The organism is Neobacillus rhizosphaerae (assembly GCF_050477885.1).
Classification (GTDB): Bacteria; Bacillota; Bacilli; order Bacillales; family Cytobacillaceae; genus Neobacillus; species Neobacillus rhizosphaerae_A.
Genome location: NZ_JBCNAC010000088.1, coordinates 39,925 through 63,253 on the forward strand (window position 1 = coordinate 39,925; position 23,329 = coordinate 63,253).

Genomic DNA, 23,329 nt, shown 5'->3' on the forward strand with positions numbered 1-23,329 from the left:
CTATAACAAAAAGGAGGCCAAAGCGGTCTCCTTTTCTGCTTAGTTACTCGTATTCCATCTTTCCAACTTATGTATATTTCTCGTAAACATTCCCGCAATAAACCTAGGCATTCCAAATTCAACAATTTTCTGTTTTACTCGTTCATTCATTTCTTCGACAGTGATATTCGGTAAAGTGAACTCTCCATTCAAATAGCAATGGCTGCAATACTTGGTACTTTTGGTCCCGTTCTTTTCGGTCCCCCCTCCAAGTTCATCTTTTGCAAGAGGCATTCCACAGCTTTGACAGTTTTTATAGGTAGTCATTTTTCACATTCCTTTACTTATTTTTCAAAGTCAAATACGTCTACAATTTTGTCGGCTTTAATTCGGTTTTGACAGAGCTTAAACAATTGGTTGAAAAAGTCATCCACCTCATGCGGAGAGGAAGGAAGTTTGATTTGAACCGTTGTCGATCCAAACATTTGTTTAAAAAAGGCTTTTCTTTGGTCGTTTTTCCCGTCACGTTTAAACGGCTTATACATCCAGACAAAATGGGGGGTTCCATCAATCTCTTGAATTTGCCGAATTTCAGCACAGGTGGTGGACTTGTCATGTGCATAAATTACTAAATAATAGTTTTCATTGCGATGCCAATCTATGAATAAAAAGTAATAGCCTATGTCACTGTCGAGGCGGGTTACTTCGTAGCCAGCCAATGTATGCTTACCATTCGTCCATTGGTGAAACTTTGGTAATGTCCCGCTGACGATTTCAAGTTTATTAAAATCATATGAAATTGGACTAGCGTTTTCTATACAATGGGACAAAAATAAGGCTTGGTCTTTTTCCAAGTTCATTTCTCCTTTATGACTTTGGTTTTATTATACTGCGTTTGTGGTATTAAAGGGAATAAGGTCCCGCTTGATTAAATACTCATTTCTTCTCATTAACAGTTACATTTGACTCCAAATTGAAATACAACTGACATCTTTTTAAAAAATACCTCTGATAGAATCTTAATAATTGGGACCTATATTCTGAACTTACATCGAATACTATATGGAATAATTGTGCCTCTTTTCCATATGAATGACATAGAGTGGTTGCAATTGGAGGGAAATATAATGACGTTAGAAAAGCAATTAAAAGAAAAAACCTATTATAAAATGTTCATTAATGAACATGAGGATATCCACCCGATTCAGGTGCTGGGTGAAGCCTTTCAAGAGGAAGCACAAAAGGATGTACCTGATTTATCATCGATTCGCTTTGCTCAGGGTGAAGTGTATTTTCAACATAAAGATTACGAAGCAGCCATTTTTAAATGGGAAAATATCAGTGATGAACTTGAACCATGGGCAAAGAAAAATACAGCAGATGCCTACTATGAGCTTGGTCTTTTATCAACAGCAGAAGATATTTATACAGCCATAAAATCAGATAATCTTACTTTAAATACAGAGGTCGCTTTACATTTATTTTCACTCTATATCGAACGAGGTAAATTAGAGGCAGCAGTGTCTACCATTAAAAAGACGGTTAATGCCAATCCTGATTATCCAAATGTGACCGAAATCGCCCGCGCCTTTTTTGAGGAACAACAGGATTGGACCAATGCGATTGAATTAGCAGTAATTGAAGCGAAGCGTACTGAATCGTTACTTTGGTTTGATGTCATCGATTCGTATATTGAAAAGGGTGTAGCGAAAAATCATCAACCAAGTTATTTCTCACAGGTGTTACTTCTCTTGTTTAACCTCGATCAGAAAAGGTTTGAACAGCTTATCACCTCACTCTGGAAAAGTTATCAGAATGAAGAATCCTATTTTACGTGGATTACAGAAATCAATCATTTGTTATTAAATCTTGATATCAATCGAGACAGTAACTGGTCTGGCCTTTCGCAGCTCCATAAGGAAGCTTATTTAAGTTTAATTGAGGGAAGATACTTCATTAAAATGCTACAAGGGTTCATTCCAGACCTGTTAACAAATTGGCTGCGATTAGCAGACCCATCAACTGTGGTGATATCATCTGCAGCTGTACTCTCGTGGAATGAACTTTTTCCAACAAGCATTAGTACGTCCATTGTTAGTGAGGCAGAAAATTTAATCAGCACAACTGAATTGAACTTCGATGAACGTGATGAGTGTCTGTCACTTTTTACTAGCATCTTGAGTTGGGCAGAGGCTCATGATATGGGTCAAAATAATCGGGTGAAATGGCTTGTGGAACAGCTAAGTGATTTTGATACCCAACATCTCTTCATTGCGGGATTAAGTGGAAGCGGAAAATCGACTTTTATTAACACTGTGTTAGGAGAAGACTTACAGGATAGTCCGACATCCTCAGTGGTTATGTTTACACATGGAGAGGAAGAAGAAATTACCGAAATTACTGATAACGCCGTCACGATTTTACCGGAATTTTCGGATTTCCAAGAACGAATGGACCGACGACGCAATGCACTAGAATCTATCATCGAATTCAGGGAGCCGAACCTATTTTTACAAGAAAATAGAATTGCTTTTATTGATACACCGGGATTAAAAGGAAACCATTATGACCGTTATGAAATCTTACGAAATCTCCATGTAGCAGACACTGTTCTCTTTGTTCTAGATGCCAATGCACCGTTAACGGAAAAGGAACGAACCGTACTAGCGCAAATACAAGAGTTAGCACCAGATATTCCAGTTCATTTTCTATTAAGTAAGATGGACACGATAGCTGATGAGCAGGAGGCTATTCAAGTTTTTGATGAAACTAGGACCATTCTTCACTCTTATCTTCCGGATGCAAAAGTTTTTGCTTTTTCTTCTCAATATGATCGAAAACAGCAGCTGCAGGACCTAACCAAATTTATTCAGTCTGTTAAAAATACGAGAAATATAGAAGATAAGCGTTTGGCTAAGCTGCTATACTATATCCGGACAACGATCTCAAGTCTTTTACAGAAACGTATTGATGTTGAGAATCAACTAGTTGAATCCATCCGCTGGAATGAAGAAATGTTAATAAAGTTAAATGGAGCCGTTAACCAGCTGAGAGATACTGAGGTTCAGAAAGCGAAGGCTATTGTGAGTTCCTATCGTGCAATAAAGGAAACCATTCAGCAGGATATTTCAGTAACTATTCCGAAGATGCTCCAGGAATGTTCTTCTTTGATTAAGGAAGATAGTAATTTTAGTAAAATTCATCTTGATCTTAATGAAGAAATGAATCGACGGATTCAAGAATATTTAGAACAAACGGTGATGCCGAATTTCTACCTATCCTTCCAGGAGTGGATTGAGACTTGCCATGAGGAGTTTAATCAAAGTCAGGAATATTTAAATGAGATGGGTGAAGGCTTTAACCAAATGTATGGGGAAGAGCGACTCAAGCTGGAGTGTGACTTTAAGGTGCTTGATGATTGGCGTCGAGACACAGACCGTATGACAAGCCGATTCCAGCTGGAAACTGTCAATATTCTGCTCCGCCGGACTCCGTCTCAATTTCTATTAAAAAGTGCTGGAAAGCTATTAGGAGCCATCTCTCAAAATAAAGCATTGCTCTATAATAAGTATAAATCGTTTGTAGAAAATGAGGATTATTCAGAAGCAATCACGGCGATTAATCAGCAGTTTTTCCAGTCCTTTGAGTTGTTTGAAAAATCCTTGGAACGGGATGTCACGTTATTCTTCAAAAGTCCGGCTACCATCTTAAATGGTTCTGTGGATGAAACACGTAACGAGATTCATGCAAATCAAGAAATGCTGAACAAGTTAAATACTAATCCTGAAATGTTCCGTGATCCATTAACGTTGTTTGAAGCAAGACTACGTCAATTTGAATGGATGACAGTGGCAGGAAAAGGGATGCAAACGATATACTAATAGTTCTTTAAAAGGGAGATGTCCAAAGACATCTCCCTTTTGCTTATTGTTCATACTTTTTTCCATTTTGGATATATTATTCCGTAATAGATATAAGTAGGAGGGTATTCGATGGAAGCTACTCACGAACATATAAAGTTAACAGCATCGGAATTGTCGTATTTGTGGACTTCGTATCTTGCGGATAGTATGTCCATTTGCATAATCAAGTATTTTTTACAATACATAGATGACGAGGATATCAAAAAAGTAGTCGTGCACGCCTTGGATTTGTCGCAACAACATGTAGAGCATATTCGAGCCATTTTTACAAAAGAAGATATCAAAGTTCCACAAGGATTTACGGACAAAGATGTAAACTTAAAGGCCAAGCGGTTATTTTCAGATATTTTTTACTTAAAATATGTTAGAAATATGGCTAAGGGCGGACTGATTACATACGGTAGAGTGTTACAGAATGTCTATCGCCATGATATCCGTTCATTCTATGCCAAGTGCTTAACATCCACCCTGGAGTTAGACACCGAAACTGTGAGGGTTTTACTTGAAAAGGGATTAGTTGTCCGCCCACCAACGATTCCCTATCCCAAAAAAGTTGAGTTTGTTCATAAACAATCTTTTATATTAGAAGGACTTGGCAGACGGGAATCGCTAACTGGAACAGAGGTGACCAATCTATACGCGAATATTCAGTCTAACCATATTGGTACAAGTATCACTACTGGCTTTAGTCAAGTGGCGGAATCGAAAAAAGTCCGTAACTATTTTCTAAGAGGAAAAGAAATTGCCTTGAAGCACATTAAAGTATTTAGTAGTTATTTAGAAATGGATTCACTTCCACCTCCTATGTCTTATGACCAGGAAGTAACGGAATCTACAGAATCTCCTTTCTCAGATAAATTAATGATGTTTCATTTTAGCCTGATGATTTATGCAGGTATTGGAAACTATGGAGTCGCTATTGCTGAAAGTCAGAGAAGTGATATGGTCATAGACTATTCACGTTTAAATGCAGAGATTTTAAAGTATTCGGAGGATGGAGCTAATATTATGATCGCAAATGGGTGGTTAGAACAGCCTCCATTAGCTGCCAATCGAAGAGATTTGGCAAAGGGATAAAGGAAATAAAGCAGTTTTGTGGAAATATAAATAAGGGAGAAATGGGAGGAATTTTTAGGAGGATACAAGGTGGAGTATATTTTTGAAGCGGTAAAAGAAAACATATATGTACTAGCAGTTTGGGATGAAAGCTGGGGCTCGTATAATAACTGTTATTTAATAGTAGAAGAACAATCGGTTACGGTGATTGATTCGGGGAAACAACAGCACGCTGGATTCATTGAGCAGGCATTAAACAGCATTGGAAGGTCTGTCGATGATGTGGTTCTTTTCTTGGCTACACACGGGCATGAGGATCATGTACAAGCTTCCTCAATTTTTAACCATGCAAAAAAAGTGATTCATCCAAATGAGAAAGAGACGATAGAAAGCCCTGAGCCTGAACAATTTTTATATAAATTGCCAAGCGATGGGCATTATGGAGAGTTTGATTGTCAGCTGGTTGACTATCATACTCCAGGTTCAGTTATTCTTTTTCATAAACCGTCTAAGCTCTTGTTTACGGGAGATTTTTTATGCTTCTTTGGAGATCCCTTATCACCAGATGGTTTGGTATCGGTGGGAACGGAGCTTCGAGAGGAATGGCTGAAGTATTTACGAAATGGCGGGGTGCCAAACAAACATCTTCCTCCGTTTCTTAGTGGGTTAGAAATCCTGTCTAAATTTGATCCTGAGGCAATGTGTTCTGGTCACGGAGGAGTCCTGACAGGTGATATAAAAGAGTTTATTTTAGAGTTATTGAAAACGGGAGAAAAATTATTGGAGACTGCTCAAATAACTGAATAAACAAAAGGAAAAGGTTAACTCTAAGTACATAAACGATCGACAAAAAGGAGCTAACTGTGAAGCCATTTGAAATTAGTAATATGATTATTGATGATGACTTTTATAATGAAGAATATGTAACAGTGGACTTTTCATATCAAAATCATGACTACAGTATTACGTTTAAAAAGACAGACCTGGAAATAGTGAATGCCTGGGTATTTAAAGATGGTACGTCGCTTCCGGCCAACCTACCAGAGGATATTATTGAATCAATAAGAAAAGATGTTGAAAAACGGATCTAGTCTCAGACTAGATCTATTTTATTTGTTTTTATAATCCATATGAAGGAATTTCGACACAAAATATGGAAATGTACCATAAAGGAAAAAACAGGGTGGAGGACAAAATGAAACACAAAATATTGTTAGTTGAAGACGATACGGCCATCAGTGATATGGTGAAAGGTCAATTTACAAAAGAAGGTTTTGAGGTGGTACCTGCATTTGACGGGGAACAAGCTCTTGAGAAATTTTCACGCGATACATTTGACCTGATTTTGCTGGACTTAATGCTGCCAAAGCTTGATGGAATGGAATTTCTGAAAATCATCAGGGAGAAAAGCATGATCCCAGTATTAATCATGTCGGCTAAGGATGGAGATTTAGACAAAGCATTAGGATTAGGATTTGGGGCAGATGATTATATTGCTAAGCCGTTTTCGATGATTGAGCTGACGGCTAGGGTGAAGGCAGCCATCAGAAGGGCGACACACTATTCTCGTACCGAACAAGAGCACCAGCAAAAGGTATTGACTGCTGGCGATTTAACTCTTGATTTAGATAATTTCTCCTTACATAAGAACGGCACTGAAATTAAGCTGACATCAAAGGAATTTCATATTCTAAAACTATTTATCTCACACCCTAGCCGTGTGTATACAAAAGCACAAATTTATAGCTTAGTTTGGGAAGATGAGTACTACGGGGATGAAAATGTAATCAACGTCCATATGAGAAGACTACGAGAAAAGATTGAGGATGATCCTTCTTCACCAAATTACATCAAAACCTTATGGGGAATTGGTTACAAGCTCGGGGAGTTTTAATTATGGTCCTCTTTTTACTCTTTATCATAATTGGATTAGCTGCACTAAACTTTTTACAATATCGATCGAAAAAAAATGACCAGGAAAATTTAACGTATATCCACAAAAAGCTGCAGCGGATTATCAATAAACAAACGGATGAAAAATTGCTACTACATACCGATCGTGAAGATATTAAACAGTTATTAATCCAAATCAATCGTCTCTTAGAATACAACCAGAAAATCATGGCCAGCTACAATAAGACGGAAATATCTATGCGGAAAATGCTTTCCAACATCTCACATGATTTGAAAACACCACTGACAGTTGTGCTTGGCTACATTGAGATTATGTTAAATGACCAAAATAGAAGCCAGGAAGAAACGGCTGAACTTTTGCAAAAGGTCCATGGGAAAACGGTGGAAGTTCTAGAACTTATTAAGAAGTTCTTTGATTTGGCTAAGCTTGAATCTGGGGATAAAGACATTCCGCTCACAAGAGTGAACATGAATGAGATTTGCCGAAAAAATATATTAAACTTTTATCAGGTTCTCACCTTGAAGGGATTTGAGGTGGCAATTGATGTCCCAGAAGAAAATCTCTATGCTCTTGGAAACGAAGAGGAGTTAGACCGTATCTTAAATAATTTGATTTCTAATGCGATTCAATATGGTAGTGAGGGGAAAGTGCTTGGTCTGACACTTAGAACGGATCAACATTCTGTTTATGTAGACGTATGGGATAAAGGAAAGGGCATTAGTGCGCTCCATAAAGATTTGGTGTTTGAAAGAATGTACACTCTTGAAGATTCACGAAATAAATCATATCAAGGAAGCGGCCTCGGTTTAACAATCACAAAGAGGCTGGTAGAAAAAATGGACGGAGAAATTTTACTCAACAGCAAACCATATGAAAAGACTACATTTACTGTCAAGCTCAATCGAATAACATACTAAACATCAAGGGTGTCTCGATTTCGGGTCATCCTTTTCTTTCTTAAGAATTTCGTAAGATTTGATTAATAAAAAAGAAAACTCTACTGACTAGAATAAAAGTAGTTAAAGACGAAGGGGAGCTGAAATAAATGAGCTACATCATTAAAACGAATCAACTAACAAAATCATATATGGGCAAAGAAGTTGTCACAAACGTCAATATGAAAGTAAAAAAAGGAGAAATCTACGGATTCCTCGGACCCAATGGTGCCGGTAAAACGACGATTATGAAGATGCTTACCAATCTAGTGAAGCCGACAAGCGGTGAGATTGAAATCTTTGGTGAGAAACTTACCAACACGTCCTATGAAGTACTGAAGCGTCTGGGCAGCATTATTGAATATCCTGCCTTCTACGATCGATTAACAGCAAGAGAGAACCTGGAGCTTCATTGCGAATATATGGGTTACTATGACAAAAAGGCGATTGATCAAGCGTTGGACTTAGTGAAATTAACAAATATCGAGGATAAACCAGTAAAAGACTTCTCTCTCGGAATGAAGCAACGCCTCGGCATTGCTCGTGCCATCATTACCAAGCCGGAATTGTTAATCTTAGATGAACCCATTAATGGAATGGATCCTGTCGGCATTAAAGAACTGCGAAAACTTTTTCAAATGCTTTGCCGTGAATATGGCATGACTCTTTTAATTTCTTCACACATTCTCGGTGAAATTGAACAGATTGCCGATACCATTGGAGTTATTAGTGACGGGAAGTTAATAAAAGAGGTCCCAATGTCTGAAATTCAGGAACAAAATACAGAATATCTCGAGCTTGCCGTTCATGATGTGAAAAAGGCCCTTTATGTATTGGAGGAGGTCCTGAAATTCACCAATTTTAAAGTAGTAGAAGAAGGACGTTTCCGGATCTATGAAGCAGGAATCTCTCAAGAGGATATCTCTAAAACGCTTATTCTAAATGGAGTTATGATTGAAGAACTCAGTAAGAAGAACCATTCACTAGAAGATTATTTTTTAACAATTATTAATGGAGGCGGTATTAGTGCGTAAATTAATCGGTCTTGAAATAAAGAAGTATAAACTATTTTCATATATAAAAAATGTGTTAATTGTCAATGTGGTTGTAATGGGTGTCCTTTGTTTGCTGTATTTTGCTGAAAAAAGTGATGGAAATATTCCTTTTCCTAGCTATGATATGGCTTTCGGGGCATTTGGTAGTCTTATTAGAAGTATCTTTATTATCTTTGCTGCCGTACTGATCTCTAGGCTCATTATTGATGAATATAAAAGTAATTCTATTTCCTTAATGTTTATGTATCCGATTAATCGGAAGAAAATCATCATTGCCAAGTTAATTATAGTTGCATGCTTCACCTTCCTAACAATTTTCTTGTCGAACCTTTTTGTTGGTACAATGTTTTATTTAGCAGATTCGTATTTTCATTTTGTACCTAAGGCTTTAACATCAGATGTATTAGTTAATGGATTGCTTAGCATGACTCTTGGCGCGATAGCCTCAGCGGGAATGGCCTTAATTCCACTGTATTTTGGAATGAGGAAGAAGTCGGTTCCAGCAACAATTGTATCTGCGATTGTTTTGGTTTCAATTACTAGCTCTTCCGCTGATAATGTAAATATTTTTTCATTCATTTTCGTACCCATTGCCCTTGCTCTTGCCGGCTGCGTAATTGCTTATTTACCCTTTAGAAATATTGAAAAGGTGGATATCAATTAAACTATAAAAGGGCGGCCCATTTGAAGGGCAGCCCTTTTCCTATTTTTCAGCAACTAATTTTAATAGTAAATCCGGTCGATTGGTTAAGATTCCATCTGCACCTGCATCTAAGAGTTTCTTCATTTCTATTGGATCATCGATGGTCCAATAGCTTATGTCTTGTCCACGTCGGTGTGCCCCGTTAATCAACTTTTGATCGGTTAAATCAAATCCGCTATCTGCGGTGGGGATTTGAAAGGAATCAGTTTCTGGTTGATAAAGGTTCCGCAGGAAGAATTTATGGAAGACAACGAATTTCGTTACCTCTTGTTTCCCGCCGCAAGTAGCTACCCGATCCTTCGCATACTTGTTAAAAGTTTCTAGAATATCTTGGTCAAAAGAAGCCACCAGAATTTTATCCTCCATGTGATATTTCTCGATAAGTGCCCATAGTTTAGTGGCCATTTCTTCGGTTCGTTCAGGCGGGTTGTCGTCCTTAATTTCCATTTCAATTCTCATATCACCCAATGTCTGAAACATTTCTTCGATAGTGGGTATATAGACTCCTTTGCCACGGTAGTTATAGTTGCCCTTTAGGTCTTTAAACTGGTACCCCGCATCAAGCTTCTGGATTTCCTCCAATGTCATGTCTGCAACCTTGCCATGTCCATCCGTTGTTCGATCGACGGTAGGATCGTGGATAGCAACCAAGTACCCATCTTTTGTAATGTGGAGATCGGTCTCAATCACATCCACCCCCATATTTGCCGCGTTCGTAAATGCTGCCATCGTATTAGATGGGGCAAGTAGTTCTCCTCCTTGATGAGCAATGACTAACGGCCGGCTATTTTTGAAAAAGCTCTTTTGACTTATTTGCTTAACTGGAATGAAATTAACGGCCAACAAGAAAATAAGGATGGCCGGAACTATATATTTTAACGCTTTTACAAGGCGCTTTTTCTTTTTCGTTGTTTTATCGATTATAACTTGCTGCATGCTGTTGCTCCTTTGTTAGTATCCCTTTGTAAAATCAACCCGATTAATGGACGGGATATTTCCTGCTATATATTCCTTTAAGTTAGGGATAAGGATATCCTCGATGACCCGCTTATTATAGTGCTCTGTGGAACCAGAAGTGTGTGGGGTAATGATGACATTCTCCATTTCCCACAATGGGCTTTCCGCGCTAAGCGGTTCTTTTTCAAATACATCTAATCCAGCACCGGCAATGGTACCGTCCTTCAATGCCTGAATGAGGTCATCTTCTACCACAATTTCTCCTCGACCAATATTAATGAAAAAAGCAGAGGACTTCATTTGCTTATATTGTTCTGCACCAAATAATCCATGAGTTTCTTTCGTAAGAGGTAATGTCACCACCACATAATCGCACTTGGGGAGCAACATATCTAGTTGGTCAGGTGTATACATTTTATCCACATAGTCTGCTGGCTGTCCTGAGTGCCTGACACCAAGGACGTTCATTCCAAAGGCCTTGGCAATCTTCGCTGTTTCTTTTCCAATTTCCCCAACCCCAATGATCCCTACTGTTTTTTCGTGCATTTCTAATCCCATATGGGCGTGATGCCAGGTTTTTGTTTGCTGGTTTTTGACATATGTATGCAGCTTGCGAGTTAAGCCAAGCATTAAGGCAAGAATTGTTTCGGAAATAGGGTATGCATGAACACCGTTGGCACTGGTAACTGTTATGTTTTTATTGTTTAATTCCTCAAGTGGCAAGTTATTCACCCCAGCACTCCAGGTTTGCAGCCACTTAAGTTTTGATTCAGGGGCGAGTATTTCTTCCTCTAAGCCCTTTTTCCAGCCAGCAATTATTTCTGCCTCCTTCAAATGATCCTGCCAGATTTCTTTGTCTTTACCGATGAATAACTCCCAATCCGGTAAGATATTTTCCAATAGATTAATATAGTCTTGATCTAAAGTATGGGTGATCACTAGCTTTCTCTTTAGCATAAGAATCCTCCGTTCGAATGATGTTTATCTAACTTAATGATAGCGTAAATAGGCAGAAATATTAACTTGTTTCGAATAATCTTTCTGGTTTCCTTTTTCCAGCTTCTGTGCTATTATTTAGCGATGCGAAATAAAATAAATGAATGAGAATCTTCTCGGAGAAGGTTCTTTTTTGATGGAAGGAAGTGGTAGGATGAAGGAGCGTTTGTGGACGAAGTCATTTATTATGCTCATGGTCGGAAATTTATTTGTGTTTATGTCATTTCAAATGCTTATTCCAACTTTGCCGCCATATATAAAGTCGATTGGAGCATCTGGTTTAGAAATTGGGTTAGTTACGGCATTATTTTCGATTGGAGCCGTTATAAGCCGACCGTTTATTGGCTTTATGCTTGAATATAAAGCGAGAAAATCTCTTGTCATATCAGGAGCAGTTATGCTCTTACTCATAACGATTCTTTATCCGATTTCACAAGTGGTTCTGATTTTTCTATTATTCCGCTTAGTCCACGGCTTGGCCTGGGGTTGGTCAACAACGGTTAATGGGACGGCAGCAGTCGATGTGATCCCTAATTCACGGCTTGGTGAAGGGATGGGGTATTACGGATTATCGATTACAATTGGGATGATTGTTGCTCCAAGTCTAGGAATCTTTTTATATAAAATCACTTCATTTACAAATCTCATTTATATTTCAGCACTGTTAGGGGTTATTGCGATTGTCTTGCTTATGATTGTTCGGTATCAAACCCCTGAAGCTGTCTTAAATACAAAAAAAGAAGACTTAAAGTTTTCTTATGTAGGCTCATTAGTTGAAAAATCAAGTTGGTTCCCTGCGTTTATTACGATCATAATCAATCTTGGCTACGGATCAATCGTCACGTTCATTGTCATCTTTGGTCAAGAGAGAGGCATCGATCAAATCTTTTTATTTTATATTTTTAATGCAATAATGGCTACAGTGGCAAGACCGATTGCAGGAAAATGGTTTGATGAGAAGGGGCCGATCGGACTCGTGCTCTTCTGTACCATACTTACTTTCATCGGCATGTGGGTACTCTCTTATGCTCATTCAAGTCTTTTAATCGCGATTGCAGGTGTGTTTTTTGGTTTAGGCTTTGGCTGCTTAATTCCAACATTGCAGTCATGGGCATTGTTAATGACTCCAACCAACCGCCGCGGTGTAGCAAACGGAATGATTTTTTCATCTATTGATTTAGGAATCGGACTTAGCGGTGTGATTTTTGGGGCACTTGCACAGTTTGTAGATACTGCCTCGATCTTCCGGATTGCGAGTCTTTTTCTACTAATTGCTATCGCCTTAGTTATTATTATGGAAAAAAAGAAACGAGCAGTAGCTTCACAGGAAAATATAATATCAAAGAAAAAGGTCAGGACCTCATTTTAATATGGGGTCTATTGTTTTTGCCGTGTCCAATATTTGGTCAGTTTTGCGTAAAAAGTGTCCGAACCTTATACATAAGGTATCAACTTCACATTACACTTCCTTATCAATCAAATTGGCATAAATCTTGCAAAATAACAAAATAGAATTCTTAAAAGGAGGTACTTATTTTGGATATTCAAGCTTGTCGTGCCATTGTAACAGGAGGAGCATCAGGACTAGGGGAGGCCACGGTTCGGAACATTGTTAATAGAGGCGGAAAGGTAGTTATTTTTGACCAGTCAGAAGAAAAAGGGAAGCAACTCGAATCTGAGTTAGGAGAAGCGGTATTATTTTTAAAGGTGGATGTTACGAAGGAAGAAGACGTTCAGGAAGCAGTATCTAAAGCGGCTGAATTTATGGGGGAAGTTAAGGCAGTTGTGAACTGTGCGGGAATTGGGATTGCTGAGAAAGTCATTGGCAGAAATGGTGCCCATAATCTATCGCTTTTTTCACGGGTCATCAATGTCAATTTAATTGGGACCTTCAATGTTATTCGGATCGCGGCTGAGAAAATGTCGAGGAACGAAGTGAACGAACAAAACGAGAGAGGTGTAATCATTAATACCGCCTCTGTTGCTGCCTTTGACGGTCAAATAGGCCAGGCTGCCTACAGTGCTTCAAAAGGTGGGATTGTCGGAATGACCTTACCGATTGCAAGAGAGCTTGCCCGATACGGAATCCGTGTGATGACGATTGCCCCGGGACTTTTCCACACACCAATGTTTGATACGCTCCCACAGGAAGCGAGAGATTCACTTGGAAAAATGGTGCCATTCCCACCAAGGCTTGGTTATCCAGCTGAATATGCTCAGCTCGTCCAAAGTATCATTGAAAATCCAATGCTAAATGGTGAAACGATTAGGCTAGACGGAGCGATTAGGATGCAACCCAAATAAATAGGAGAAAAAAGAGAAGGCTGGGACCTTCTCTTTTTTAGAGCACTACATTCCCAACCCTTTAACCACCAAAGAAAAGGTCAATGATATTTGAAGCTGTAGATGTTTTTTTATTATAAAACTCAGAATAACCACAGTTCTTGCAGAAAACCACCGTGAAGGTATTGTGTTGAAGATCGAACATTTTTGACAGACCAGTTCCGGTCATAGCTACATCTTTTGTTCCAGTCTCCTTACTACCACATTTAATACACCCTTTTTCGCTCATAATCTCACTCCTTTATAAAATCCCTCTATTATTTACGATTGTTTTGCTAAAAGGTTCCAAATGGGCCTATTTATTATTTAAAAATTCAAAAATATCCCTCTTCTTTGGTACAATAAAACTATGTAAAAAGGGTGGTGACGCAATGCTTGAATTTAAAGATATCATTACGCCAGTGGATTGTAGGATAACCGAAGTTACAACGCTTAGGGAAGCCCTTGATCTAATGCAAGAAAAGAAGTGGAACCTACTGCCCGTAACTGATTCAAACAGAAGGCTTCTAGGTGTTTTTACTCGTAGCAGTTTATATCAAATGGTCATAGCTGAATGTCCCCTTAACACTCCCATCAAAACATACATAAAAAAACAGGTAGAAACATTACAGATCAATACCCCGTACGAACAGATTGAGAGAATTGTAAAAACAAGTCAGGTTGGAACCGGTGTAATTATCGATGAACAGAAACGTGTGGTGGGAATTCTAACAAAGACGGATATGGTTATGTCCCTTTTGCAAACCTCCCAGGAATTACGTACGATTCAAACACTAAAAAGAACATTGGAGACAGCGATTGATCATGCATTTGACGGGATTGTCATGACGGATGAGAAGAGAAAAATCCAAATGGTCAGTCCGCCGCTTTTAGAATTATTTAATCTTCAAGTAGAAACCGTATTACACCAACCAGCTGAAAAAGTATTACCCCATCTCCACTTAGAAAAAGTCTATGAATCTGAAACAGCGGAAGTGAGCGGGTTTTTAGAGATAAATGGCATTAAATATATTGTTCATCGCATTCCCATTGTTGAAGATGGAAGAGTAATCGGTGCTATTGGAAAGGTGGTATTCCGGCAATTAAATGAAGTCAGCGAGTTATTCAAGAAGCTGCAAAAAGCAGAGAACAAGGCAAGCTTTTATCGTCAGCAGTATCAAAAGTCGGAATCAGCCAGGTTCACATGGGACCATCTATTGTCCGTAGATCCTTATATGAATAAATTGAAAAAGAGTGCTGCCAAAGCCGCAAAGGGCCGGTCGACGATACTAATCCGCGGGGAAAGTGGTACAGGAAAAGAATTGTTTGCTCACGCCATTCACAAAAGTAGTGCAAGAAGCACAGGAAAGTTCATTGTTGTCAATTGTGCGGCGATACCGGAGGACTTGCTTGAATCTGAGTTTTTTGGCTATGAAGAAGGGGCTTTTACAGGAGCGAGACAAAAAGGGAAGCTGGGAAAGTTCGATTTAGCTAATGGTGGCACCCTTTTCCTCGATGAGATTGGCGATATGTCATTAGCTCTCCAGGCAAAACTATTAAGGGTCCTTCAAGAGAGAGAGTTTTATAGGGTTGGCGGAACAGCTAGAATTCAGGTGGATGTCAGAATTATTGCCGCAACCAACCGAAATCTCGAGGAAATGGTCAAAGAAGGCACCTTTAGAGAAGATTTATATTACCGTCTGAATGTCATTTCCTTAAATGTCCCGCCACTAAGGGAACGCTTAAATGATGTCGTTCATTTGATTGGCCAGTTCATGATTGAATTCAATCAGATTTTGGGCACCAGTATAACGGGGATGGAGGAACGGGCCAGAGAAACATTATTAGGGTATGACTGGCCAGGCAACGTCCGCGAATTAAGGAATGTGATGGAGCGGGCCATGACCTTTGCTGAAAGCGGGAGAATTAAATATGATGACCTGCCTGACTATGTGACAAAGAAGGTGACCATTTACGAACCATTAGTGAATGTTTCCTTAGTTGAAAATGCCGAGCTTGAAGCGATAAAAAAGGCACTAGTTCAAGTTCAAGGAAATAAAGTAAAGGCCGCTAGATTACTAGGGATCAGCCGGTCAGGTTTATATGAAAAAATAAAAAAATACCAATTATCAACCTAGGCACAAAAGGGGTCTGGACCTTTGTGTCCAGTTTTTGGACAGTTAGTTGTCGTCTGTGTATGTTTGTAAAACATGAGGAGTTTGAATAATACTGTCCAATAAGCTATTTTTTTATTCAGAATATTGGCATAAATATTGCATGTATAATGGTGAATCATTTTTATAAAAGGAGGATCCCAATTATGAATATCGGCAGCCTATTAACGCAAAATGCTTGCAAATATCCTGATTTATTAGCCATTGAATGTGAAGGCAGAAGTTATACGTACCGCCAATTTAACGAGGAAGTCAATCAACTGGCACACGGGTTAATGGGTCAGGGAGTTAAACAAGGTGACAAGCTTGCATTAATGATGAAGAATTCGGATCACTTTGTGTTTACTTTTTTCGCAGCTGCTAAAATTGGTGCGGTTGCCGTTCCGGTTAACTTCCGACTGACGGCTACCGAGGTCCAATATATTTTGCACCAATCGGATGCTGCAGTTGTCGTTTGTGACAAGGAATTTGAATCCATCATTGCGGAGTCGAAGCAGGATTCAGGCGTCCGTCTAGTAGTAACTGTTGGAGAACCAGAAACAACAGGCTATTACTCGTATGAAAAGATTCGATCTGCTAACAAAGAAGAACCTAATGTTGAGGTTTCTGAAAAAGACGATTTAGAAATTCTGTATACATCAGGAACAACAGGCCGTCCAAAGGGAGCACTGTTTGATCACAGCCAAATTTTTAAAGTTGGCATGGCAGTAGTCATCAATATGGGGATTAGGCCGCATGAGCATATTCTACATTTAGCACCACTGTTTCACTCAGCGCAGCTGAACCTATTCCTTATTTCTGGTGTGGCACTCGGTGCAACCCATATTATCCATCGTGATTTCCATCCAGTAAAAACACTTCAAGCTATTCAAGAGCATAAAATTACCCATCTATTCGCAGTACCAGCTATGTATAACTTCCTTCTTCAAGTGCCGAACGCAGCTGATTACGATCTATCTTCGATTAAGAGAGTCGGGTATGGCGCTGCACCGATGGCACCAGAGTTGGTCAAAAAAAGCATGCAGCTATTTAAAACCGATCAGTTTTATAATCTGTGCGGTTTAACGGAAGCAGGACCTGGCGGAATTCTACTCGATCCGGAAGGGCATAAGAATCATCTTGGCAAGGGCGGAAAGCCAATCTTCTTAACGGAAACGCGGGTGGTGAATGAAGAGGGAATCGATGTACTGCCCGGCGTGATTGGGGAATTTATTGTTCGCAGTCCGATGGTCATGAAGGAATATTATAAAAAGCCGGAGGAGACGAAGAGCACGCTGAAAAACGGCTGGCTTTATACAGGGGATTTAGCCACGATTGATGAGGAAGGCTATATTACGCTTGTGGACCGGAAGAAAGATATGATTATCTCTGGCGGGGAAAATGTTTATTCGGTGGAGGTTGAAAGCGTTCTCTTTGAGCATCCGGGTATCCTTGATGCTGCAATTATTGGCTTGCCAGATGAGGTTTGGGGTGAGGCGGTCTGTGCGATTATTGTCCCTAAAGAAGGGGCGGTGCTTGATGAGCAGGAATTACGAAGCTTCTGTCGCCAAAAACTCGCAGGCTATAAGGTGCCTAGACGGATTTTTATCGAGGAGCAGTTGCCGAGAAACGCCTCTGGAAAAGTTTTGAAATACCAGCTGCGGCAGAAAATGCGGACTGAGAGTAATGTGAAGTAAGGTTTGGCTGGCGCAAATTTGTAGATAAGTAGTGAATTTGTGTAGATAAGTAAAGATTTTGTGTAGATAAAATCATGTACCGTGTAGAAATGACTGAACACGAAGAATGCCTGAATAAAATCGTATGCATTCTCACATAGAAAGAGAGGTTTTACAAATGAAACACCCATATTTAACCGGTGATCATGAAATATTTCGTCAATCATTAAGAAAGTTTTTGGAAAAAGAAGCATATCCCTTTTATGAGCAGTGGGAAGAAGACCGGATGATTCCCCGTTCTTTTTGGAAGAAGATGGGGGAGCAGGGCTTCCTCTGTCCTGATATTGATGAGAAATATGGTGGTAGTGAGGTGGACTGGGGCTTTGCCGTTGTTATTAATGAAGAGTTGGAGCGAGTAGGCTCCGGTTTGATTGGGATTGGCCTCCACAACGATATTGTCGTCCCCTATATCACAGCCTACGGAACAGCGGAGCAAAAGCAGCGCTGGCTGCCTAAATGTGTCACCGGTGAAATCATTACCGCTATTGCGATGACAGAGCCAGGTACGGGTTCAGACCTAGCCAATATTAAAACAACTGCCAAGCTGGATGGTGACCACTATATTGTCAATGGACAAAAAACCTTCATTACAAATGGTATTCAATCAGACCTTGTCGTTGTTGCTGTTAAGACCGACCTACAAGCGGTACCTAAGCATAAAGGGGTCAGCTTACTTGTCATCGAACGAGATACTCCTGGTTTTTCAAGAGGAAGAAAGTTAAACAAAGTCGGACTCCACTGCCAAGATACTGCGGAATTAATCTTTGAGGATTGTCGTGTACCAAAGGAAAACCTACTTGGTGAAGAAGGCAAAGGATTCCTTTATTTAATGGAAAAGCTTCAGCAGGAACGGCTTCTAGTAGCGATTGGGGCGCAAACAGCATCAGAGGTAATGCTAAAAATGACTATTGATTATGTTAAAAGTAGAGAAGCGTTCGGCAGACCCGTCAGCCAGTTCCAAAACACACAGTTTAAAATTGTTGAAATGGCCACGGAAATTGAAATGGGCAGAGCTTTCCTTGATCAGTTAATTGCTGAACATATTGAAGGGAAAAACGTGGTGACAAAGGTCTCGATGGCGAAATGGAAGCTTACCGATATCGCTAAACGGATTGCCTCGGAATGTATGCAACTGCATGGCGGCTATGGATATATGGAAGAATACGAGATTGCGAGAAGATTCCGTGATATCCCGGTTTCCAGCATTTATGCAGGTACGAATGAGATTATGAAAACCATTATTGCGAAAAACTTAGGATTATAGAAAGAGAGGACAAAAACTATGCGTGAAGTTGTTATTGTTGAAGGCGTACGTACGCCAGTTGGAAGAAGAAATGGAGTGTTAAAGGATATCCGTCCAGATGACCTAGCTGGGTTAACATTGAAGGAGCTTGTGAACCGGGCAGGAATTGACCCTTCCATTATTGATGATGTGATTTTAGGCTGTGTTACGCAAGCAGGGGAGCAGGCGGGAGATATTGCTAGAGTTGCCGCGTTAATTGCTGGCTTCCCAATCGAAGTTCCTGGGACAACCATTGATCGTCAATGCGGTTCGAGTCAGCAAGCTGTCCACTTTGCAGCACAGGCGATTCTCGCTGGTGATATGGATGTGGTGATTGCTGGTGGGGTGGAAAGCATGTCTCGTGTTCCGATGGGCTCCAACTACAAAGGGGCTGAGGAACCTTTTAGTCCTACTTTAAAATCTAAATATGAAATGATTCATCAGGGACTTTCAGCAGAAAGGATTGCCGAAAACTATGGCTTTACCCGTGAGGTGCTCGACCAATTCTCGCTTGAGAGCCATCAGAAAGCATTAAAGGCACAAGAGGAAGGGTACTTCGCAAGAGAAATTTTTCCACTTGAAGTGACATTACCAGATGGCACAACCACCGTAGTTAAGGAGGATTCTGGCCCAAGAAAAGGGACTTCATTGGAGGCTTTAGCAGGACTACGGACTTCGTTTAAAGAAGATGGTGTCATACATGCCGGTAACTCCAGCCAAATTAGTGATGGAGCAGCCGCTTTGTTGTTGATGTCTTGTGAAAAAGCAGAAGAGTTGAGATTAAAGCCGCGCTTCCGTGTTCACACTCGTGTGGTGGTGGGCTCCGATCCAACATTAATGCTGACAGGACCGATTCCGGCTACACAGAAAGCACTTGAGAAATCGGGCTTATCAATTGATGATATTGATGTTTTTGAGGTTAATGAGGCCTTCGCTCCAGTACCGCTTGCATGGTTAAAGGATACGGGGGCGGATCCCGCTAAACTTAATCCAAATGGCGGTGCCATCGCTCTAGGCCATCCACTTGGCGGAAGCGGTGCCCGTTTGATGGTCACAATGATGCACGAATTGGAGCGCAGCGGCGGCCGTTACGGCTTGCAAACCATGTGCGAAGGTCATGGTATGGCTAATGCTACGATTATTGAGAGATTAGATTAGGTTTTAGGTTGGGAATCTTGGATTCGCTCATAAACTAGTTCAATTCGCCCATAAAATAGTAGGATTCGCTCATAAATCTATAGAATTCGCTCATACTTTCATAAAATTCGCTCATTGAATTCTTCGCGATGACAGGATTCGCCGATAGGTTTGTGAAATTCGCCGATAGAATGCCAAAATTCGCCGATAGACGAACAGAAGGTACTAGATTCGCGAATAAATGGACTACATTCGCGAATAGCAACCAATAATTCGCAAATAAAACCCAAAAATCCGCGAATAAGAAGCAATGAAACATATAAATTCCTGCAAAAAACATAAAAAAGGCAATCGGCCCCCACCGATTGCCTACCAAACTATTAAACGGAGGCGGTTGGATGAGTACAACAATCGGAAAAATCTTTGATTTAACGGTAAAAAAGTTCCCAAATAAGGAAGCTATGTATGATGTCAGGAAAAATACCCGTTACACTTACAAAGAATGGAATGAACAGGTCAACCGACTAGCGAATGCCCTCATAAACGAAGGCGTACAAAAGGGCGATCGTGTTTCCACCTTCCTCTTTAATACCGAAGAACTTGCAACCACGTTTATCGCTTGTGCCAAAATTGGTGCAGTGTTCAATCCGATTAATTTCCGGTTAATGCCTGAAGAAGTGGCATATATTTTATCTGATGCTACCCCAAAAGTTGTTCTTTTTGAACAAGCATTAGAACCTGTTATAGCCGCTATTGAAAACCGCTTCCCACAAAGTGCCTTCTGGTTTATTGATGAAGACACACCTGCCTATGCAGCCAACTACCAAGAAAAACTCATCAATAGCTCAACTCAAGAGATTCGCAGAGAAGTAAATGAAAACGACCTGTACGCCATTATGTATACAAGTGGGACAACTGGTAGGCCTAAAGGAGTTCTTCACCGCCACCGGAACATGGTAGAACAAAGCTTACTAGTCATCTGTGCAACCAAATACGAAGCGACAGATGTTGGACTTGTAACCGCACCCATGTTCCACTGTGCAGAGCTCCATTGTGCCATCCTGCCAAGGATTCATGTAGGTGCACGAAATGTGGTGCTCCACCAATTCAATCCAAAGAAAGTATTAGAGCTAATCGAACAGGAGAAGATTACAAAGTTCTTCGCGGCACCAACCATGTGGAACATGCTTTTACAAGAAGACCTCAATCAATATGATATATCAAGTTTAAAACTCGGTTTATATGGTGCAGCACCAATGGCTCCGTCGCTTGTTCATGCATGTCATGATCGCTTAGGGATTGCTCTTGTCCAAGCCTATGGAATGACAGAAATGGGCCCCGCTATTACTTTCCTGTCAGAAACAGATCAGCTGACAAAAGCAGGCTCTGCTGGCCAGGCATGCCTAAATCATGATATCCGTATTGTCCGTACCAAAGAGGATGGCCCTTCCAATCCGGACGATGTGGTTCCTGCAGGGGAAACGGGAGAAATCATTGTCCAAGGCCCATGTATGATGTCAGGTTATTTCAACCGCGAGGAAGCAACAGAGAAAGCCATGTATAAAGGCTGGTACCATTCCGGAGATATCGGCTATTTAGATGAAGATGGCTATCTATGGGTGAATGATCGTGTAGACGATATGATCATCAGCGGCGGGGAGAATATCTATCCACGGGAAGTAGAGGACCTTCTGCATGCCCATGCCGGTATCCTTGATGTGGCGATAGTTGGCCAGCCAGATGATCGTTGGGGTGAAACGGTTACGGCCTTCGTTGTGAAAAAGGATCCTAATGTGACAGAACAAGAGCTGGATGAATACTGCAAAAACAGTGATCAACTCGCGAATTATAAGCGCCCGCGAAAATACATTTTTTGTGAAGCACTCCCACGAAATGCAAGCGGGAAAATTCAAAAGTTTGTGCTACGTAAGCAGTTGGAGGAGCTATTTGCATCAGGCTCTAATAATTCTTAGGATGAAAGGGTCCCGATCATGCTGAAAGGAATTAAAGTAATAGATTTCACCAACTATTTACCAGGACCATATGCGACATTACGATTAGCCGAACTAGGTGCGGAGATCATTAAGGTGGAACCGCCTGAAGGAGATCCAGCGCGGAATACAGGACTATCCAAACAGGGTTCAGGGCTTGTTTTTCTAGCAAACAATCGTCAAAAGAAAAGCATTACCCTGAATTTGAAGGAAAAGGACGGAGTAGAGACAGCACGAAAATTAATTGCCCATGCGGATGTCCTTATTGAAAGCTTTAGACCAGGTGTCATGGAGAAATTGGGGCTTGGCTATGAGGCGGTCCAAAAGGTGAAGCCTGATATAGTGTATTGCTCCATTTCGGGGTATGGGCAAAACGGTCTGCTGAGTAAGCTCGGAAACCACGATCTCAATTATATGGCGTTAAGCGGTATATTGGCTCAGTTAAGGGATCAACAGGGCAAACCTGTTCACCCATCCATTACAATTGCAGATTATCTAGGGGGATTTGCGGCGAATGAACGAATCCTCGCGGGACTTGTCTCACGGTTTTTAACTGGAAAAGGTAGCTATCATTCTATTTCCATTACGGATCAGCTTGTATCCTTGCTGGGAAACCATGTGATGGTTGAAAAAGAAACGGGCGAGAGAACCGGTATCAACGTTCTAAATGGCAGCATTATTTCGTATGCCTTATATGAAACGAAGGACGGAAGGTATATGAGTATCGGGGCATTGGAGCCAAAGTTCTGGCAGAATTTTTGTCTAGCCCATGGACGGGAAGATTGGATTGCGGCCCATTTTTCTAAAACGGAAGACGCTAACCCGATTTTCCAAGAAATCACCACCCTTTTTAAAAAGAAAACCTTCAATGAGTGGATTGAGTTTGCGCAAAAGGTAGATTGCTGTATGGCGCCAGTGTTGGAAGTGGGGGAACTGAACAATCATCCGTACTTTAAAGAAAAAGAATTGATCTTCACTTCTTCCTGGGGAGATTGTCAGGTGAAGATGCATAGTGATCTAAAGCAGGAGTCAATTTCTCCACCTCCAAAAAAAGGTCAGCACAAAGACCATATTTTAAATAATCTTTTTGTGTAAAAGAGTCCAAGACTGTCTTGTTATTACAGGCAGTCTTTTTTTACATTATAAGAAAATGTATAACTCGACTTCGGGAATTGTCCAGCTCCAGCGC

The 23,329-nt window shown here is 40.4% G+C and carries 21 protein-coding genes; 16 read left to right on the forward strand and 5 right to left on the reverse strand.

Annotation, left to right across the window (positions count from 1 at the left end):
- Window positions 1–39: 39 nt before the first annotated feature.
- Together ABES03_RS11905 and ABES03_RS11910 are read right to left on the reverse strand one after the other, a co-directional pair.
- Window positions 40–306 carry a zinc ribbon domain-containing protein gene (locus ABES03_RS11905; protein ID WP_430117498.1) on the reverse strand — a complete coding sequence of 89 codons (267 nt, stop codon included), beginning with the start codon at window positions 304–306 and terminating at the stop codon, window positions 40–42.
- Between the two features lie 17 nt (window positions 307–323).
- Window positions 324–833, reverse strand: a complete 510-nt coding sequence (locus ABES03_RS11910) for a hypothetical protein (RefSeq protein ID WP_430117499.1) — start codon at window positions 831–833, stop codon at window positions 324–326.
- 273 nt (window positions 834–1,106) lie between these two features.
- Between ABES03_RS11910 and ABES03_RS11915 the strand changes: the two genes are divergently transcribed.
- The 8 genes from ABES03_RS11915 to ABES03_RS11950 all read left to right on the forward strand — a co-directional run bounded on the left by ABES03_RS11915 (window position 1,107) and on the right by ABES03_RS11950 (window position 9,527).
- Window positions 1,107–3,860 carry a dynamin family protein gene (locus ABES03_RS11915; RefSeq protein ID WP_430117500.1) on the forward strand — a complete coding sequence of 918 codons (2,754 nt, stop codon included), beginning with the start codon at window positions 1,107–1,109 and terminating at the stop codon, window positions 3,858–3,860.
- A gap of 111 nt (window positions 3,861–3,971) precedes the next feature.
- Window positions 3,972–4,979, forward strand: coding sequence for a DUF3231 family protein (locus ABES03_RS11920; RefSeq protein ID WP_430117501.1), 1,008 nt, complete (start codon window positions 3,972–3,974; stop codon window positions 4,977–4,979).
- A 69-nt stretch (window positions 4,980–5,048) separates the two neighbouring features.
- Entirely contained in the window at window positions 5,049–5,765 is a 717-nt protein-coding gene (locus tag ABES03_RS11925) for an MBL fold metallo-hydrolase (RefSeq protein ID WP_430117502.1), read from the forward strand.
- A 56-nt stretch (window positions 5,766–5,821) separates the two neighbouring features.
- On the forward strand, window positions 5,822–6,049 hold the full coding sequence (locus tag ABES03_RS11930) for a hypothetical protein (RefSeq protein ID WP_430117503.1): 228 nt from the start codon (window positions 5,822–5,824) through the stop codon (window positions 6,047–6,049).
- A gap of 104 nt (window positions 6,050–6,153) precedes the next feature.
- Complete coding sequence (locus ABES03_RS11935) at window positions 6,154–6,852, forward strand: response regulator transcription factor (protein ID WP_430117504.1); 699 nt, start codon at window positions 6,154–6,156, stop codon at window positions 6,850–6,852.
- Between the two features lie 2 nt (window positions 6,853–6,854).
- Window positions 6,855–7,790 (forward strand): sensor histidine kinase, encoded by a 936-nt coding sequence (locus tag ABES03_RS11940; RefSeq protein ID WP_430117505.1) that lies wholly within the window; start codon window positions 6,855–6,857, stop codon window positions 7,788–7,790.
- A 128-nt stretch (window positions 7,791–7,918) separates the two neighbouring features.
- A complete protein-coding gene (locus ABES03_RS11945) occupies window positions 7,919–8,842 on the forward strand; it encodes an ABC transporter ATP-binding protein (protein WP_430117506.1) in 924 nt (307 codons plus the stop codon).
- Window positions 8,835–9,527 (forward strand): ABC transporter permease, encoded by a 693-nt coding sequence (locus tag ABES03_RS11950; protein ID WP_430117507.1) that lies wholly within the window; start codon window positions 8,835–8,837, stop codon window positions 9,525–9,527. The genes ABES03_RS11945 and ABES03_RS11950 overlap by 8 nt, the downstream gene beginning before the upstream one ends.
- Before the next feature lie 39 nt (window positions 9,528–9,566).
- Here ABES03_RS11950 and ABES03_RS11955 read toward each other — a convergent pair whose 3' ends face one another.
- Window positions 9,567–10,502 (reverse strand): glycerophosphodiester phosphodiesterase, encoded by a 936-nt coding sequence (locus tag ABES03_RS11955; protein WP_430117508.1) that lies wholly within the window; start codon window positions 10,500–10,502, stop codon window positions 9,567–9,569.
- 15 nt (window positions 10,503–10,517) lie between these two features.
- Window positions 10,518–11,480, reverse strand: a complete 963-nt coding sequence (locus ABES03_RS11960; protein ID WP_430117509.1) for a D-2-hydroxyacid dehydrogenase — start codon at window positions 11,478–11,480, stop codon at window positions 10,518–10,520.
- Between the two features lie 193 nt (window positions 11,481–11,673).
- Between ABES03_RS11960 and ABES03_RS11965 the strand changes: the two genes are divergently transcribed.
- Together ABES03_RS11965 and ABES03_RS11970 are read left to right on the forward strand one after the other, a co-directional pair.
- Entirely contained in the window at window positions 11,674–12,888 is a 1,215-nt protein-coding gene (locus tag ABES03_RS11965) for an MFS transporter (protein WP_430117510.1), read from the forward strand.
- 167 nt (window positions 12,889–13,055) lie between these two features.
- Window positions 13,056–13,823 carry a 3-hydroxyacyl-CoA dehydrogenase gene (locus ABES03_RS11970; RefSeq protein ID WP_430117511.1) on the forward strand — a complete coding sequence of 256 codons (768 nt, stop codon included), beginning with the start codon at window positions 13,056–13,058 and terminating at the stop codon, window positions 13,821–13,823.
- A gap of 61 nt (window positions 13,824–13,884) precedes the next feature.
- Here ABES03_RS11970 and ABES03_RS11975 read toward each other — a convergent pair whose 3' ends face one another.
- The gene (locus ABES03_RS11975; RefSeq protein ID WP_335546601.1) at window positions 13,885–14,091 is read right to left on the reverse strand and encodes a zinc ribbon domain-containing protein; all 207 of its coding nucleotides are present in this window, start codon (window positions 14,089–14,091) and stop codon (window positions 13,885–13,887) included.
- Window positions 14,092–14,233: 142 nt separating this feature from the next.
- Here ABES03_RS11975 and ABES03_RS11980 point away from each other — a divergent pair, with 142 nt between their 5' ends.
- The 6 genes from ABES03_RS11980 to ABES03_RS12005 all read left to right on the forward strand — a co-directional run bounded on the left by ABES03_RS11980 (window position 14,234) and on the right by ABES03_RS12005 (window position 23,235).
- A complete protein-coding gene (locus ABES03_RS11980; RefSeq protein WP_430117512.1) occupies window positions 14,234–15,979 on the forward strand; it encodes a sigma 54-interacting transcriptional regulator in 1,746 nt (581 codons plus the stop codon).
- Between the two features lie 182 nt (window positions 15,980–16,161).
- Complete coding sequence (locus tag ABES03_RS11985) at window positions 16,162–17,691, forward strand: acyl-CoA synthetase (RefSeq protein WP_430117513.1); 1,530 nt, start codon at window positions 16,162–16,164, stop codon at window positions 17,689–17,691.
- A 157-nt stretch (window positions 17,692–17,848) separates the two neighbouring features.
- On the forward strand, window positions 17,849–18,994 hold the full coding sequence (locus ABES03_RS11990) for an acyl-CoA dehydrogenase family protein (RefSeq protein ID WP_430117514.1): 1,146 nt from the start codon (window positions 17,849–17,851) through the stop codon (window positions 18,992–18,994).
- Window positions 18,995–19,012: 18 nt separating this feature from the next.
- Window positions 19,013–20,170: a thiolase family protein gene (locus ABES03_RS11995; RefSeq protein ID WP_430117515.1), complete on the forward strand. Its 1,158-nt coding sequence runs from the start codon at window positions 19,013–19,015 to the stop codon at window positions 20,168–20,170.
- A 377-nt stretch (window positions 20,171–20,547) separates the two neighbouring features.
- The gene (locus ABES03_RS12000) at window positions 20,548–22,122 is read left to right on the forward strand and encodes a fatty acid--CoA ligase (protein ID WP_430117516.1); all 1,575 of its coding nucleotides are present in this window, start codon (window positions 20,548–20,550) and stop codon (window positions 22,120–22,122) included.
- An 18-nt stretch (window positions 22,123–22,140) separates the two neighbouring features.
- Entirely contained in the window at window positions 22,141–23,235 is a 1,095-nt protein-coding gene (locus tag ABES03_RS12005; RefSeq protein WP_430117517.1) for a CaiB/BaiF CoA transferase family protein, read from the forward strand.
- Window positions 23,236–23,329: the final 94 nt, after the last annotated feature.